This window comes from Streptomyces sp. S.PB5, assembly GCF_030403745.1.
Classification (GTDB): domain Bacteria; phylum Actinomycetota; class Actinomycetes; order Streptomycetales; family Streptomycetaceae; genus Streptomyces.
This window is the reverse complement of record NZ_JAQMWP010000005.1, coordinates 194,959-210,466: the sequence shown is the minus strand read 5'-3', so window position 1 is coordinate 210,466 and position 15,508 is coordinate 194,959. Positions and strand designations below refer to the sequence as shown.

Sequence of the window (15,508 nt, the reverse complement as noted above, 5' to 3'; positions counted from 1 at the left end):
GCGTGAGGTGCCGAGATGGGGCGCGGGCGTCGCAAGAGGGCGTGGGGTGCCGCGAAGGGGCGTGGGGTGTCGGGAGGGGGGTGGGGTGTCGGGAAGGGCGCCGGATGCCGGGAAGGGGCGCGGGCGTCGCAAGGGGGCGTGGGGTGCCGGGAAGGGCGTGGGGTGTCCGGAAGGGCGTGGGGTGTCGGGAAGGGGCGCGGGGCGCCAGGGAGAGGCGTGAGGAGGGCAGATGTGGTGCGGGGAGGTCAGATGGGGCGCTCGGCCGCCGCGTGCGCCCTCTGCGTCAGCTCCCACAGCTCCTCGCGCAACCTCGCGACGTCCGCGACGTCGAGGCCGGTCGCCGAGCGCAGGGCGCCCGGTACGCGCGCCGCTCGCTCCCGCAGTTCCTCGCCGCGCCCGGTGCACGCGACGAGTACTGAGCGCTCGTCGTGGGCCGCGCGCTCCCGGCGCACAACCCCGGCGCTCTCCAGCCGCTTGAGCAACGGCGACACCGTGCCGTAGTCGAGCCGGAGCGCGGCCGCCAGCTCCTTCACCGTCGTCTCGCCACGCTCCCAGAGGACGAGGAGGACGAGGTACTGCGGGTAGGTGAGGCCGAGTTCCTCCAAGAGCGGGCGGTAAGCGGCGGTCACGGCGCGCTGGGCGGCGTACAGCGCGAAGCACAGTTGCTCGTCGAGCAGCAGCGACCCTTCGTGCGCTGCGCGCGCCCCATCAGAGCGCGCCCCCTCGGGACGCGCCCCTTCCACGCACACCCCCTCGGCGCGCACGCCTTCTGCGCGAGCCCTTGCCGCGGCGGGCACGCCGGTGTCGCGAGCAGCTTCCACGACGGGCACGCCGGTGCTGTGAGCCCCTGCCGCGGCGAGCCCACCGGTGTCGCGAGCAGCCTCCACGACAGGCCCGCCCGCGTCGCAGGCCCCCTCCGCGCGCACCCGCACATCGCGCGCCCTCTCCACCGCGCGCACCCCCGGCTCGCGCACCCCCGTCCCACGCGCCCCAGGCCTCTCCTCGTTCGTCACGCGCCCATTCTCACGGACGCGCGGGTGCCCCAGAGACCGAACGCGGATCGAAGCCGTAGGGCAGTTCCAGGCGGTGGGCGTGCATGAGGTCGTCGTCGGAGAGCAGGTCGGCGGTCTTGCCGTCGGCCGCGATGACGCCCTCGGAGAGGATCAGGGAGCGCGGGCACAGCTCCAGGGCGTACGGGAGGTCGTGGGTGACCATCAGCACGGTCACGTCCAGGGAGCGCAGGATGTCGGCGAGTTCGCGGCGGGAGGCGGGGTCGAGGTTGGAGGACGGCTCGTCCAGGACGAGGATCTCGGGCTCCATCGCGAGCACCGTCGCCACCGCGACCCGGCGGCGCTGGCCGAACGACAGGTGATGCGGCGGGCGGTCCTTGAACTCCGTCATGCCGACCTGCGCCAGCGCACGGTCGACCCGTGCCTCCAGCTCCGCGCCCTTCACGCCCGCGGCGGCGGGACCGAAGGCCACGTCCTCCCGGACCGTCGGCATGAAGAGCTGGTCGTCCGGGTCCTGGAAGACGATCCCGACGCGGCGCCGGATCTCCGCCATGTGCTGCTTGCCGACGGGCAGTCCGGCGACCTTCACCGTGCCCGCGCCGCCGGTCAGGATGCCGTTGAGGTGGAGGACGAGGGTGGTCTTGCCGGCGCCGTTCGGGCCGAGCAGCGCGACGCGTTCGCCGCGCGCGACGCAGAAGTCCACGCCGAACAGCGCCTGGTGGCCGTCGGGGTAGGCGTAGGCGAGGCCGGAGACCTCGAGGGAAGCGGTCACGGCGTCCGGCCCACTCACGGCGTCCGGCCCACTCACGGCGTCCAACTCACTCACAGCATCCATCCCAGCAGACATACGACGAGAGCCGCACCCGGCAGCGCGAACGCGTACGTCCACTGCGCCCGCGACGCGGTCACCTCGTCGATGACCGGCATCGAACCGGCGTACCCACGACTGACCATGGCGAGGTGGACGCGCTCGCCCCGCTCGTACGAGCGGATGAACAGCGCCCCCGCCGACTTCGCCAGCACACCCCAGTGGCGCACGCCGGACGCCTCGAACCCCCGTGACTCCCGCGCGATCCGCATCCGCCGCATCTCGTCCGTGATGACGTCGCCGTAGCGGATCATGAAGGACGCGATCTGCACGAGCAGCGGCGGTAGCTTCAAGCGCTGCAGGCCGAGCAGGAGTTCACGCAGTTCGGTGGTGGCGGCCAGCAGGACCGAGGCGGCGACGCCTAGCGTGCCCTTGGCGAGCACGTTCCAGGCGCCCCACAGCCCGCTGACGCTCAGCGAGAGCCCGAGCACCTCGACCCGCTCGCCCTCCGCCACGAACGGCAGCAGCACCGCGAACGCCACGAACGGCACCTCGATGAGCAGCCGTCTGAGCACGAACCCGGCGGGCACGCGCGCGAGGCGGGCGACGGCGCCCAGCAGGACGGCGTACAGCGCGAAGGCCCACATCGCCTCGCGCGGGGTGGAGACGACGACCACGACGAAACAGAAGACCGCGGCGAGTTTCGTGTGCGGCGGCAGGCTGTGCACGGCCGAGTGCCCGTGCCGGTAGAGCCTGTGCGCGTGCCCGGCCCCCATGTCAGGCGCTCGAACCGACGGCCGTGCCGGACGGGGAGACGTCGTGCGCACGACGACGGCGCACGGCCCAGAACACGCCCGTGCCCGCGACCACCGTCACGCCCACGCCGATCACGCCCGCCAGCCCCCCGGACAGGCGGGCGTTGTCGACGTCCTTCACGCCGTAGTCGGCGAGCGGCGAGTCCGCGGCGGCGTGCTCCTCGACGTTCTTGTCGATGCCCTTGTCGGAGGCGACCTTCTCCAGGCCGTCGGGGCTGGCGGAGGCGTAGAAGCTGACGACTCCGGCGAGGACGAGGGAGGTGGCGAGACCGGAGAGCCACAGCGCGCGCCGGGAGGTGCGCGCCGCGACGGGCGCCGTGCGCGCCTCATCGGGCGCCGGTACGTCCACGAGCTCGCCGTTCACCCGCAGCTTGAGCCGCTGCTGCAGTCCGCGCGCCCCGTACACCAGGTCCGGGCGTACGGCGACGACGGCGCCGACCGTCAGCGCGGTGATCGTGGCCTCGCCGATGCCGATCAGCACATGCACGCCGACCATGGCGGTGGCGACCTTGCCGATGGCGACGTCGGTGGTGCCGCCGATCCAGTAGATGAAGGTGAAGGCGAGGGCCGCGGCGGGCACGGAGAGCAGCGCGGCGCTGAAGGAGGCGACCGTGACGGAGCGCCGGCCCCGCGGCAGCACCTTCACCAGGCCGCGGAAGACGGCGTAGGCCACGACCGTCGTGACCCCGGCCATGACGGTGATGTTGACGCCGAGCGCGGTCAGGCCGCCGTCCGCGAAGAGGATGCCCTGCATGAGCAGGACGACGGAGACGCAGAGGACCCCGGTGAAGGGTCCGACGAGTATCGCCGCGAGGGCGCCGCCCAGCAGATGGCCGCTCGTCCCCGCGGCGACGGGGAAGTTCAGCATCTGCACGGCGAAGATGAACGCCGCCACCAGGCCGGCCAACGGCGCGGTGCGCTCGTCGAGTTCGCGGCGGGCGCCGCGCAGGGACACCGCGACGGCCGCGGCGGCGACCACTCCGGCGGCGGCGGACGTGGGGGCGTCGATGAATCCGTCAGGCACATGCACCCCACGATGATGTGGCTTAATGCGAACCTTTTGCAAGAGCGAGCCACTCGTGCATCGTGCATGTGAGATGCCCGACGATGTCCGGCGTCCAGGAGCGCGATCCGAAAAATATGCGACATTGGAGAGGAAGCGGGCGCACAGCTTCCGCACAGGTCACGCAGCGTAAGGGGCCGTTCCGATGTCCGTAGTCGAACAGTACGCGCGAGCCCACATCGTCACGGACACCGACCTCGCGGTCGCGGAACCCGAGGCCGTCCCGGTCGTCCTGCGCTACGACCCCGACAGCGACCCGCGCGCGGTGCGCGTCGGACTGCCGGGGCCGCACGAATGGACCTTCCAGCGCGAGCTGCTGGAGAAGGGCCTGCGTGCCCCGGTCGAGGCCGGGGACGTAAGGGTGTGGCCCTGCGGACGGGTCCAGGCCGTGGTCGAGTTCCACTCCTCGCAGGGCGTCTCCGTCGTGCAGTTCGAGTCGAAGACCCTGCTCAGGTTCCTGCGCCGGACGTACACGGCCACCCCCGTCACGTCCTGACCGACAGCTGCCCGTCCTCAGCTGCCCGTCTTCAGCTGCCCGTCTTCAGCAGCGCCGCCACGATCGGGCCCGCCGTGTCACCGCCGTGCCCACCCGCCTGCACCACACCGGCCGCCGCGAGGTCGCCGCGGTACGCCGTGAACCAGCCGTTGGGCTTCTTCTGCCCGTCGACCTCCGCCGAGCCGGTCTTCGCGCCCACGTTGCCGTAGACCCCCTGCATAGCCTCGGCCGCGGTGCCGTAGGCCGCCGTGTACGACATCAGCTCCCGCAGCTGCGAGAGCGTGCCCGACGACATCGTGCGCGAGGCCGTCGCCAGCTTGCGCCCGTCCACGTCCGGGGAGACCAGGTACGGCTGCCTGAAGACGCCCGACTCCACGGTCGCCGACACCGACGCCATGTTCAGCGGGTTCATCCGGACCCCGCCCTGGCCGATCAGCGAGGCCGCCATCTGCGCCTGCGACTGCACCGGCACCGAGCCGTCGAAGGTGGGCACACCGACCGCCCAGTTGTTCATGGACAGGCCGAAGACCTGCTGGGCCTGCTTGGTCAGCGAGTCGTTGTCCAGGTCAGGCGCCTGGCTGATGAAGGCGGTGTTGCAGGACCGGGCGAAGCTCGCCTTGAAGGTGCCGCCCTTGATCTCGAACTTGTCGTCGTTCTGGAACTTCCAGCCGCCGTACGTGAAGTACTTCGGGCACGGATGCTCCTTGTCCGCCGACGCGAGCCCCTTCTCGATCAGCAGCGACGAGGTGATCACCTTCATCGTCGAACCCGGCGCGAGCGAGCCCTGGAAGGCGACGTTGAAGCCGTGCGAGGCGTTCGCGGCGGCCAGGATCTCCCCGGTCGACGGCCGCAGCACCACCACCGACGACTTCGCCTTCTTCGCGACCTGCGCCTCGGCGGCCGCCTGCAGGGTCGGGCTGAGCGTCGTCTTCACCGTGCCCGGCGTGCCCTTGGTCAGCGTCAGCAGGGTCTTGTCGGACAACTTGTCCGCCTTGGACTCCTTGCCCCGGATCACCTGCAGCTCGACGCCCGCCTTGCCGCCGGCCTTCTTGCCGTACTTCTCCCGCAGCCCGTCCAGGACCGAGCCCAGCGACGGGTACTTCTCCTCGGTGATCTCGCCCCCGTCCCGGTCGACCGCCTTGACCGGCGGCGTCCCGGCCTCCCCGGTGACCAGGGTGTCGCCGTCCTCCAGATCGGGGTGGACGACCGCGGAGTGCCACTGGACCTGCGGCTTCCCGGTGGCGGTGTTCCGTACGACGGTGAGCGAGCTGTCGTACGTCAGCGGCTTGCTGGTGCCCTTGTACGACACCGTCGCCTTCACGGAGAAGGGGACCTTGCCGCCGGTCGGGGTGCCCGGGGTGAGGGTGACGCCCTTGAGGTGGGCGTCCTTGGCGTAGCCGGTGAGCAGGGCCGTGGCCGCCGGCGAGTCGTCGGTGACCGCCGCGGCCTGCGCGACCTTGCCCGACTGCCAGGACGTCAGGAAGGTCCGCGCCGCGCCGTCGACCTCCTTCGCCGACAGCGGGCCCGTCCTGACCTTCGGTTTCTGGTCGGCGGCCGAGGACGTCCGGTCGTCGGCCGCCGCGCCGCCGCCGTACAGCACGTACCCGGCGAAGCCCGCGCCGCCGACGACCACGGCGATCATCCCGCCGATCACGGCGGGGCGATTCGTCCTACGTCGCTCGGCGACGCGCCTTCTCTTGCCCACTGTCCTCGGTCCTCCGTGCATCCCCAGGGTCCCCGTTGCCCTCGTCCATCACCTCAACGACGGCAACCACCCTAGAGTCCCGTCCTGTGCGGGTGAGATCAGCCACCCGCCGCCAGTACGGCCTTGACGATGGGTCCGGCCGCGTCGACGCCGTGACCGCCCCCTTCGGACATGGCCGCGGCGGCGACATCGTTGCGGAATCCGGTGAACCAGCTGTTGGAGGTGGCCACGTTGTCCACCTCGGCCGAACCGGTCTTCGCCCCGATGTCCCCGCCGAGCCCCTGCATGACACCCGCCGCGGTGCCCTGCGTCGCCGTCAGCCGCATCATCTGCTTCAGCTGGTAGACGGTGCCGGACCGCAGCCCCTCGGCGGTGGCCAGCTCACGGTCGTCGAGCTTCGGCGAGACCAGGTAGGGCTGGCGGAAGGCGCCGGTGATCGCGGTCGCCGTCACCGACGCCATGTTCAGCGGGTTCATGGTGACCTTGCCCTGCCCGATGGCGTTGGCGGCCCGGTCCGGACCGGCCTCGGCGGGCACGCTGCCGTCGACCGAGGTGATGCCGGTCTTCCAGTCGTCCCGGCCGAGCCCGAACTTGTCCTGGGCCTCCTCGGTCAGCGAGGAGTCGCTGAGCGGCTTCTCGTCGATCAGCTTGATGAAGGCGGTGTTGCAGGACCGCATGAAGCTGTTGGCGAGGGTGGCGCCGGGGTTGGGCTTCATGCCCTTCAGGTTCTTGAAGGTCTGCCCCTGCCATATCGCGTCGTCCGGGCAGGGCGCCGGGCCGTTCATCGAGGTCACGCCGTTGTCGATGAGCATCGCCGAGGTGATGATCTTCATCGTGGAACCGGGCGGCTGGGCTCCCTCGAAGGCCGCGTTCCAGCCGTCGTCGCGATGGTTGGCGACCGCCAGCACCTCGCCCGTGCCCGTCTTGACCGCCACCACCGAGGAGTTGGCGTACTTCTTCACCGCGGTCTCGGCCGCCGCCTGCGCGCCCGCGCTGATCGTCGTCTCCAGCCTGCCCGCCTTGCCCTTGGCGAGGGTGAGCAGCGAGGTGTCGGGGGAGCCGTCCGCGTTGTGCCGCACATACAGCTCGACCCCCGGCGTACCGCCCGCGCGGGGCCCGTACTTCTCGCGCAGCGCGTCCAGGACCGGCCCGAGCGAGGGGTACTTCTCCTTCGTCAGCACCTTGCCGTCGCGGTCCAGCGCCTCGATGGGCGGCGCCGAGGACGGGCCGGTGACCAGGACGTCGTCCTTCGACTTCAGCTCCGGATGCACCACGGAGGGCTTCCAGTCGACCAGCGGCTTGCCCGTGGTGATCCCGCGCACGACCGTCAGCGAGCTCTTGTACGTGAGCGGCTTGGACGTGCCCTTGTACGACACCGTCGCCTTCACGGTGAACGGCACCGTCGCGCCCTGCGGCGCACCCGGGGTGATCTTCACGCCGGTGATGCGCGCGTCGTCGCGGTAGTCCGTCAGCAGGGACTGCGCCGCAGCGTTGTTGTTCGTGGACTGGGCCGCGGTGGCCGCCGCGCCCTTCTCCCAGCCCGTGAAGAACGTCCCGGACGCCTTCTCGACCTCGTCGGCGCTCAGCGGCCCCGAGGTCGGCTCGGCCGCTCCGCCGGGTCCCCCGTCGCCGTTCAGCGCGGACACGATGTTGAACGCGCCGTATCCGGCGCCGCCCACCATCACAGCGAACACGCTGCCGATGACGGCGGTTTTGACCCCCTTGCCCATGGAACCGATCCCCTCCCCGTTCTCAGTCCTCCGCACTTTAAGTGGGCTGAGTGAAAACTGTGAGAGGTGTTTCCTTTTGTAGCCGAGTTGTTGAGGTGGAGCCGGGCCAGGCCCAAGTCCCGGGCTAGACCCAGGTATCGAGCCACATCCGCGAACGCCAGTCATCGATCGGGATGGCCGTCCCGGTGTACAGCGGCCAGAAGTAGATGAAGTTCCAGGCGATCAGCAGCACCAGCACACCCGCCCCCGTGGCCCCCGCCACCCGCCGGGTGTCGCTGGAGTTCGGCGGTCCGACGATCGCGCCGATCATCATCGCCACGGCCAGGCACAGGAAGGGCAGGAAGACGACGGCGTAGAAGTAGAAGATCGTGCGCTCCTGGTACATGAACCAGGGCAGATAGCCGGCGGCGATGCCGCAGGCGATGGCGCCCGCGCGCCAGTCGCGGCGGAAGAACCAGCGGTACAGGACGTAGGCGATCGCGAAGGCGGCCGCCCACCACAGCAGCGGGGTGCCGATCGCCAGGACCTCGCGGGCGCACTTCTCGGTCGCGTCGACGGGGCAGCCGTCCTTGCCGGGCGCGGGGGACTCGTAGAAGAACGAGACCGGGCGGCCGTCGACGATCCAGCTCCACGGGTTGGACTGGTAGGTGTGCGGGGAGTGCAGGCCGACATGGAACTCGTAGACCTGGTGCTCGTAGTGCCACAGGCTGCGCCACCAGTCGGGGAACAGCCAGGACCAGCTGCTGTCCTTCCCGTCGGTCGCGGCCCAGTTGCGGTAGTAGCCGCCGGTGCCGTCCGTGGGGGAGAGGATCCAGCCGATCCAGGACACCAGGTACGTGACGATCGCGACCGGCACCGTCGCCAGGAACGTGATGCCGAGGTCCCGCTTGAGGACCGCCTCGTACGGGTGGCGGGCGCCCGCGACCTTGCGGGAGCCGACGTCCCACAGCACGGCCATCACACAGAACGCGGCCAGGATGTACAGGCCGTTCCACTTGGTGCCGATGGCCAGGCCCAGCATCAGGCCGGCCAGCCAGCGCCAGGGGCGCCATCCGAAGCGGGTCGTCTCCGCGATGTGCGCGTCGGGGCGGGCCAGGCCGTCCGCGCCCACGGGCAGCGCGGCCGCGAGTTTCTCCCGCGCCCTGTCGCGGTCGACGACCAGGCAGCCGAACGCGGCCAGCACGAAGAACATCAGCACGCCGTCGAGCAGCGAGGTGCGGGCCATCACGAAGGCCAGCCCGTCCACCGCCATCAGCGCGCCCGCGAGACAGCCGAGGAACGTCGAGCGGAAGATCCGGCGGCCGATCCGGCACAGGATCAGGATCGACAGCGTGCCCAGCAGCGCCGTCATGAACCGCCAGCCGAACGGGTCGAACCCGAAGATCAGCTCGCCGAGCCCGATGACGTACTTGCCGACCGGCGGATGCACCACGTAGGAGGCGTCCGTCGGGACCGACACCTTGCTTCCGACGTCCAGGATCAGATCGTTGGCGTTCTTGTCCCAGTTGACCTCGAAGCCGCGGTGGACGAGCGCCCAGGCGTCCTTGGCGTAGTACGTCTCGTCGAATATCACCGCCTTCGGGCTGCCCAGGTTCCAGAACCGGATGACGCCCGCGAACAGCGTGACCAGCAGCGGCCCGCCCCAGCCCGACCAGCGCACGAGCCGCTCGACCAGCGCCTTCGGGAGGCCGAGCGCCCCCCACATCCGCGGGTTGGGCTCGGCGTACGGCGGTACGAGCCGGTCGCGTACGTCGCTTCTGGGCCCCGCCGTGTAGCCGAAACGGCGCAGCCGCTGCTGCCACGACGGCCGCTGGTCTTGCGGTGCCTGGGCCTGCCGGGTGTCCGTGGAGTCCATGGACGACGCTGTACTGGTCACCGCGCCATCGTAGGGAACACGTCTGTGGGAGTCCCGTGGACGGGTCCTGCGAGGATGGAAAAGTGACAGGAACCCTTGTACTGGCAGGCACCCCCATCGGCGACATCGCGGACGCCCCGCCCCGGCTCGCCGAGGAACTGGCCGGAGCGGACGTGGTCGCCGCCGAGGACACCCGTCGGCTGCGCCGCCTCACACAGGCGCTCGGCGTGACACCCAAGGGGCGCGTCGTGTCGTACTTCGAGGGCAACGAGGCCGCCCGTACGCCGGAGCTGGTCGAGGAACTCGTCGGCGGCGCGCGCGTGCTGCTCGTCACCGACGCCGGGATGCCGTCGGTGTCCGACCCCGGCTACCGGCTGGTCGCGGCCGCGGTGGAGAAGGACGTCCGCGTCACCGCCGTACCGGGGCCGTCGGCGGTGCTGACGGCGCTCGCGCTGTCGGGGCTGCCCGTCGACCGGTTCTGCTTCGAGGGCTTCCTGCCGCGCAAGGCAGGTGAGCGGCTGACCCGGCTCCGCGAGGTCGCCGAGGAGCGGCGCACCCTCGTCTACTTCGAGGCCCCGCACCGGCTCGACGACACCCTCGCCGCGATGGCCGAGGTGTTCGGCGCCGAGCGGCGGGCGGCCGTCTGCCGCGAGCTGACCAAGACGTACGAAGAGGTCAAGCGCGGTCCGCTGGGGGAGCTCGCGGCGTGGGCCGCCGAGGGCGTACGGGGAGAGATCACCGTCGTCGTCGAGGGCGCCCCGGAGAAGGGGCCCGGGGAACTCGACCCCGCCGAGCTGGTGCGGCGGGTGCGGGTGCGCGAGGAGGCCGGGGAGCGCCGCAAGGAGGCGATCGCGGCGGTCGCGGCGGAGGCCGGGCTGCCCAAGCGGGAGGTCTTCGACGCGGTGGTGGCGGCGAAGAACGCGGGTGCCTGACGGGCCTGCGTGACGCGGCGCACATGGCCTCTGAGCAGGGCGCATGCCGTTTGAGCGTGCGCCCCACGTGCAGGCAAAGGACGATGGTGGAAAGCAAAGCCCAGCCCTCTCGGCGAGGCCGTTTCGGCAAGGAAAGTCCAAGACGGTTCCAACAGTCGACAGGGCTCGTGCATTCGCTCCGGCAGAGGCGTCCACTGGAGACAGGGACGCACCCGTCCCGATGTCCAGCGGACCAGAGGAGCCGGCATGAGCGAGATCGCAGGGCAGACCGCCGCACTGCGCAGTGGCGCCACCGCCGTCGTCCACGAGTCGTACTCCTTCGCCTGCATGCGGTGCGGGCACGGCTGGGAGCAGTCGTACGAGATAGAGCACCACACCGCGGCCGACGGCCATGACTTCGTGATGTACGTCGTGAACGGCCAGGTGGTGCCGTCGCCGCTGAGTCGCCCCACGTGCCACAACTGTGACGGACACGTCGTGCGCATCATGCGGCCGGGACAGGTGTCATCGGTGCTCGACGCGGTGCACCGGCATCAGCACCGCACCCCGCAGGCCGGACCGGTCGAGGTGCCCGAGGTGCGCGCGCAGGCCGAGGCACAGGCCGAGGAGCGCCACCACTGGCATCTGTCGGACCTCCTGCACCCCTTCCACCGCAGGGCCAGCTGAGCCACCGCCTCCCCCCGGGAGGAGGGCATGCCCCTTTCGTAGGATCGGGGCATGCCCTCCTCCAGCTCCAGCGCCGGCGAGAAGAACGCGGCGCCGCCGCTCCCGGAACCCCTCCGGGTGCCCGTCGCCGACTCCCACACCCACCTCGACATGCAGTCCGGCACGGTCGACGAGGCCCTCGCGAAGGCCGTGTCGGTGGGCGTGACGACCGTGGTGCAGGTCGGCTGCGACATACGGGGTTCGCAGTGGGCCGCCCGGACGGCGGCGCAGTACGACGCCGTCCACGCCACCGTCGCCCTGCACCCCAACGAGGCGCCGCGCATCGTGCACGGCGACCCCGACGGCTGGTCCCGGCAGGGGGCGCGCACGCCCGGCGGTGACGCCGCCCTGGACGAGGCACTCGCCGAGATCGACCGGCTGGCCGGGCTGCCCGAGGTCAAGGGCGTCGGCGAGACCGGCCTCGATTACTTCCGCACCGGTCCCGAGGGCAAGGAGGCGCAGGAGCGCTCCTTCCGCGCCCACATCGAGATCGCCAAGCGGCACGGCAAGGCCCTCGTCATCCACGACCGCGAGGCGCACGCCGACGTCCTGCGCGTGCTGAAGGAGGAGGGCGCCCCCGAGCGCACCGTCTTCCACTGCTACTCCGGCGATGCCGAGATGGCGGAGATCTGCGCCCGCGCCGGATACTTCATGTCCTTCGCCGGCAACGTCACCTTCAAGAACGCCCAGAACCTGCGGGACGCGGTGGCGGTGGCGCCCCTGGAGCTGCTCCTCGTGGAGACCGACGCGCCCTTCCTGACGCCCGCGCCGTACCGCGGACGGCCCAACGCTCCCTATCTCATTCCGGTCACGGTGCGCGCGATGGCCGCGGTACGGGGGATCGACGAGGACGCGCTGGCTACTGCACTTGCCGCGAACACCGCTCGGGCGTTCGGTTACTGACCCGAGCGGGTGTGACCGCGTGTAGCCGCGTCGCTTTGGAGAGTGACGGTCGCTCCGCTAGGTTCTGGGTCTCTCTGGACCCTGGAGCGTGTCGGCGTGAGCAACTCCCAGTACCAGACGTACGAGCCGTACGGCGCGGCCTACGACCCGCACAGCGCGGAGACGGTGGCGTACGGCGTGCAGGTCGCGCCGACACCGCCGATGCCCATGCCGGCGCCCCTGCCGTACGAGGACCTGCCGTACGAGGACACGTACCGGCCCGCCTATGACGCGCCCCGAGGCCCCGGCAGCCCCGGCGCGCAGATGGACACACCGGCGCCCGCGCCCGCCTCGCGCGCCGGAGCGAACCGGCGGGCCGCGCGCCGGCGGAAGGCGCGGGGCGCCGAGCGCGCGGACTCCACCATGCGCCGTCTGCTGCCGCAGGCGCTGGTCGTCGCGTTCCTCGCCGGCGGCACCACCGCGTTCGTCGCCAAGGACAAGGCGATCGAGCTGACCGTCGACGGCAAGCCACGCACCCTCCACACCTTCGCCGACGACGTCACCGAGCTGCTCGCCGACGAGGGCGTCGACGTGGGGGCGCACGACGTGGTCGCGCCCGCCCCCGGCACCGCGCTCAGCAGCGGCGACGAGATCGCGGTGCACTACGGGCGCCCCGTACGGCTCACGCTCGACGGGGAGCGGCGCGAGGTGTGGACGACGGCGCGCACGGTGGAGGGGGCGCTCAAACAGCTGGGGGTGCGTGCCGAGGGCGCGTACATCTCGACCCCGCGCTCCCGGGCCATCGGGCGCGAGGGGCTCGCGCTGGACGTGCGCACCGAGCGCTCGGTCACCGTCATGGCGGACGGGCGCTCGCGCACCGTGCGCACCAACGCGGCGTCTGTGCGGGAGGTCGTCGAGGAGGCCGGCATCACGCTGCGCGGGCAGGACACGACGTCGGTCGCGCCCGGGAGTTTCCCCCGCGACGGCCAGACCGTCACCGTGCTGCGGATCACCGGCGCCAAGGAGGTCCGTGAGGAGGCGATCCCCTTCCGGGTGGAGCGGACCGAGGATTCCTCGCTCTTCAAGGGCACGGAGGTCGTCGAGCAGGCCGGGCAGAACGGGCTGCGGCGGGTCACGTACTCCCTGCGGACCGTCAACGGCGTCAAGCAGAAGCCGCGGCGGATCAGGTCCGAGGTGGTGCGGGAGGCGCGCACCCAGGTGGTGAAGGTGGGGACCAGGCCGTTGCCGACGTCCGTGCAGGGCGCGGACGGGCTGAACTGGGGCGCGCTGGCGGCGTGCGAGTCGGGCGGCCGGCCGAACGCGGTGGACCCCTCGGGGACGTACGGCGGCCTGTACCAGTTCGACACGCGGACCTGGCAGGGGCTCGGCGGAAGCGGGCGGCCGCAGGACGCGCCGGCGGCGGAGCAGACGTTCCGCGCGAAGAAGCTGTACGTGCAGCGAGGAGCGAGTCCTTGGCCGCACTGCGGGCGGCGGTTGAGCGGGTGAGGCGTGGGGGTGTGCGTGAGGCCGCGAGTCCGTGAGCTTGTGAGTCTGTGAGTTCGTGAGTCTGTGAGTCCGTGCCGACGTCAGAAGCCGGTGTGCGATGCGGAGCGTGACGTGGGCGGCGTCGGGCGTGACGCCCCGTGGCGGACGGCGGTCCGGACCGCGCCCCGTACCCTTGTCCCGTGACCAGCAGCCCCACCCCCGACGCCCTCCTCGGCCCCGCCGACGTCCGTGAGCTCGCGGACGTCCTCGGTGTGCGCCCGACCAAGCAGCGCGGGCAGAACTTCGTGATCGACGCGAACACGGTGCGCCGTATCGTCCGTGTCGCAGATGTCCGGCCGGACGACGTGGTCGTCGAGGTCGGGCCGGGGCTGGGGTCGCTCACCCTCGCGCTGCTCGAAGTCGCGGACCGGGTCACCGCGGTCGAGATCGACGACGTGCTCGCCTCCGCGCTGCCCGCCACCATCGCGGCGCGCATGCCGGACCGGGCCGGACGGTTCGCGCTGGTGCACTCGGACGCCATGCAGGTCACCGGGCTGCCCGGCCCCGCGCCCACCGCGCTGGTCGCGAACCTGCCGTACAACGTCGCCGTGCCCGTCCTGCTGCACATGCTCGAAACCTTCCCGAGCATCGAGCGGACCCTCGTCATGGTGCAGTCGGAGGTCGCCGACCGCCTCGCCGCCGGGCCCGGGTCGCGGGTGTACGGCGTGCCGTCGGTGAAGGCGAACTGGTACGCCGAGGTGAAGCGGGCCGGGGCGATCGGGCGGAACGTCTTCTGGCCCGCGCCGAACGTCGACAGCGGGCTCGTGTCGCTGGTCAGGCGTGCCGAGCCGATCAAGACCACCGCCTCCAGGCAGGAGGTCTTCGCCGTCGTGGACGCCGCCTTCGCCCAGCGCCGCAAGACGCTGCGGGCCGCGCTCGCCGGGTGGGCCGGTTCCGCGGCCGCCGCCGAGGCCGCGCTCGTCGCCGCGGGGGTCTCGCCGCAGGCGCGCGGGGAGTCGCTGACCGTCGAGGAGTTCGCCCGTATCGCCGAGAACCGCGTCTTTGAGAGCCCTGCCGACCACGAGGAGTCCAGCCGCCCGTGAGCGTCACCGTCACCGTCCGTGTCCCCGCCAAGGTCAACGTCCAGCTCGCGGTCGGCGCCGCTCGGCCCGACGGGTTTCATGACCTGGCCAATGTCTTCCTGGCGGTCGGCCTCTACGACGAGGTGACGGTCACCCCGGCCGACGAACTGCGCATCACCTGCGCGGGGCCGGACGCCGCGCAGGTGCCGCTCGACGTGACGAACCTGGCGGCGCGGGCGGCGATCGCCCTCGCCGGGCGCCGGGGGATCGAGCCGGCCGTGCACATCCACATCGCCAAGGACATCCCCGTCGCCGGCGGCATGGCGGGCGGCAGCGCGGACGGGGCCGGGGCGCTGCTCGCCTGCGACACCCTGTGGGGCACGGGCGCCTCCCGTGAGGAACTGCTCGACATCTGTGCCGAGTTGGGCAGTGACGTGCCGTTCAGCCTGGTGGGCGGGGCGGCGCTGGGGACCGGGCGGGGAGAGAAGCTGCGGGTGCTCGACGTCGGCGGGACCTTCCACTGGGTGTTCGCGATGGCCGGGCGCGGGCTCTCCACCCCTGCCGTCTTCCGGGAGTTCGACCGGCTGACCGAGGGGCTCGACGTGCCCGAGCCGGTCGCCTCGCAGCCGTTGCTGGACGCGCTCGCGAAGGGCGACCCGGACGCGCTCGCCGCGGCTGTCTCCAACGACCTGCAGCCCGCCGCTCTTTCGCTCTTCCCGGAGCTCGCCGACACGCTCGCCGCCGGCCGCAGCGCCGGTGCGCTCGCCGCGCTGGTGTCCGGTTCCGGCCCGACGACGGCGTTCCTCGCACGGGATCCGGAGTCGGCGCTGAAGGTCGCCGAGGCGCTCAAGGCGTCCGGGACGTGCCGCACGGTGCGGACCGCTTCGGCGCCCGCGCCGGGTGCCTCTGTCGTGGCTGGAAACTGACGGTCTCCCGACAT

General features: G+C 71.7%; 14 protein-coding genes. 7 read left to right on the top strand and 7 right to left on the bottom strand.

Annotated features, from left to right (window positions below):
• Positions 1 to 245 precede the first annotated feature (245 nt).
• The 4 genes from PH203_RS14900 to PH203_RS14885 form a co-directional block, all read right to left on the bottom strand.
• Entirely contained in the window at positions 246 to 680 is a 435-nt protein-coding gene (locus PH203_RS14900) for a MarR family transcriptional regulator (RefSeq protein WP_289920716.1), read from the bottom strand.
• 343 nt (positions 681 to 1,023) lie between these two features.
• Entirely contained in the window at positions 1,024 to 1,827 is an 804-nt protein-coding gene (locus PH203_RS14895) for an ABC transporter ATP-binding protein (protein WP_289920715.1), read from the bottom strand.
• Positions 1,828 to 1,832: 5 nt separating this feature from the next.
• The gene (cbiQ, locus tag PH203_RS14890; protein WP_289920412.1) at positions 1,833 to 2,594 is read right to left on the bottom strand and encodes a cobalt ECF transporter T component CbiQ; all 762 of its coding nucleotides are present in this window, start codon (positions 2,592 to 2,594) and stop codon (positions 1,833 to 1,835) included.
• A 1-nt stretch (position 2,595) separates the two neighbouring features.
• A complete protein-coding gene (locus PH203_RS14885; protein WP_289920411.1) occupies positions 2,596 to 3,663 on the bottom strand; it encodes an energy-coupling factor ABC transporter permease in 1,068 nt (355 codons plus the stop codon).
• Between the two features lie 178 nt (positions 3,664 to 3,841).
• On the opposite strand from PH203_RS14885, the gene PH203_RS14880 reads away from it, so the two are divergent.
• Complete coding sequence (locus tag PH203_RS14880; protein ID WP_289920410.1) at positions 3,842 to 4,192, top strand: SsgA family sporulation/cell division regulator; 351 nt, start codon at positions 3,842 to 3,844, stop codon at positions 4,190 to 4,192.
• 31 nt (positions 4,193 to 4,223) lie between these two features.
• Here PH203_RS14880 and PH203_RS14875 read toward each other — a convergent pair whose 3' ends face one another.
• The 3 genes from PH203_RS14875 to PH203_RS14865 all read right to left on the bottom strand — a co-directional run bounded on the left by PH203_RS14875 (position 4,224) and on the right by PH203_RS14865 (position 9,503).
• Positions 4,224 to 5,897, bottom strand: coding sequence for a penicillin-binding transpeptidase domain-containing protein (locus PH203_RS14875; RefSeq protein ID WP_289920409.1), 1,674 nt, complete (start codon positions 5,895 to 5,897; stop codon positions 4,224 to 4,226).
• Positions 5,898 to 5,995: 98 nt separating this feature from the next.
• Entirely contained in the window at positions 5,996 to 7,627 is a 1,632-nt protein-coding gene (locus PH203_RS14870; RefSeq protein ID WP_289920408.1) for a penicillin-binding transpeptidase domain-containing protein, read from the bottom strand.
• 124 nt (positions 7,628 to 7,751) lie between these two features.
• Complete coding sequence (locus PH203_RS14865) at positions 7,752 to 9,503, bottom strand: phospholipid carrier-dependent glycosyltransferase (RefSeq protein WP_289920407.1); 1,752 nt, start codon at positions 9,501 to 9,503, stop codon at positions 7,752 to 7,754.
• Positions 9,504 to 9,565: 62 nt separating this feature from the next.
• On the opposite strand from PH203_RS14865, the gene rsmI reads away from it, so the two are divergent.
• From rsmI to PH203_RS14835, 6 genes are all read left to right on the top strand, one after another.
• Positions 9,566 to 10,414 (top strand): 16S rRNA (cytidine(1402)-2'-O)-methyltransferase, encoded by an 849-nt coding sequence (rsmI, locus tag PH203_RS14860; RefSeq protein WP_289920406.1) that lies wholly within the window; start codon positions 9,566 to 9,568, stop codon positions 10,412 to 10,414.
• A 246-nt stretch (positions 10,415 to 10,660) separates the two neighbouring features.
• Positions 10,661 to 11,080 (top strand): hypothetical protein, encoded by a 420-nt coding sequence (locus PH203_RS14855; RefSeq protein WP_289920405.1) that lies wholly within the window; start codon positions 10,661 to 10,663, stop codon positions 11,078 to 11,080.
• A 51-nt stretch (positions 11,081 to 11,131) separates the two neighbouring features.
• Positions 11,132 to 12,022 carry a TatD family hydrolase gene (locus PH203_RS14850; protein ID WP_289920404.1) on the top strand — a complete coding sequence of 297 codons (891 nt, stop codon included), beginning with the start codon at positions 11,132 to 11,134 and terminating at the stop codon, positions 12,020 to 12,022.
• Between the two features lie 96 nt (positions 12,023 to 12,118).
• Positions 12,119 to 13,507 carry a resuscitation-promoting factor gene (locus tag PH203_RS14845; RefSeq protein ID WP_289920403.1) on the top strand — a complete coding sequence of 463 codons (1,389 nt, stop codon included), beginning with the start codon at positions 12,119 to 12,121 and terminating at the stop codon, positions 13,505 to 13,507.
• 179 nt (positions 13,508 to 13,686) lie between these two features.
• Positions 13,687 to 14,589: a 16S rRNA (adenine(1518)-N(6)/adenine(1519)-N(6))-dimethyltransferase RsmA gene (gene rsmA, locus PH203_RS14840; RefSeq protein ID WP_289920402.1), complete on the top strand. Its 903-nt coding sequence runs from the start codon at positions 13,687 to 13,689 to the stop codon at positions 14,587 to 14,589.
• Positions 14,586 to 15,494, top strand: a complete 909-nt coding sequence (locus PH203_RS14835) for a 4-(cytidine 5'-diphospho)-2-C-methyl-D-erythritol kinase (protein WP_289920401.1) — start codon at positions 14,586 to 14,588, stop codon at positions 15,492 to 15,494. Before rsmA ends, PH203_RS14835 begins: the two co-directional genes overlap by 4 nt.
• The last annotated feature ends 14 nt before the right edge of the window (positions 15,495 to 15,508 follow it).

Coding starts and splice junctions, on each gene's coding strand:
- cbiQ (WP_289920412.1), bottom strand. CDS start 2,594: ATGGGGGCCGGGCACGCGCACAGGCTCTACCGGCACGGGCACTCGGCC.
- PH203_RS14880 (WP_289920410.1), top strand. CDS start 3,842: ATGTCCGTAGTCGAACAGTACGCGCGAGCCCACATCGTCACGGACACC.
- PH203_RS14870 (WP_289920408.1), bottom strand. CDS start 7,627: ATGGGCAAGGGGGTCAAAACCGCCGTCATCGGCAGCGTGTTCGCTGTG.
- PH203_RS14855 (WP_289920405.1), top strand. CDS start 10,661: ATGAGCGAGATCGCAGGGCAGACCGCCGCACTGCGCAGTGGCGCCACC.
- PH203_RS14850 (WP_289920404.1), top strand. CDS start 11,132: ATGCCCTCCTCCAGCTCCAGCGCCGGCGAGAAGAACGCGGCGCCGCCG.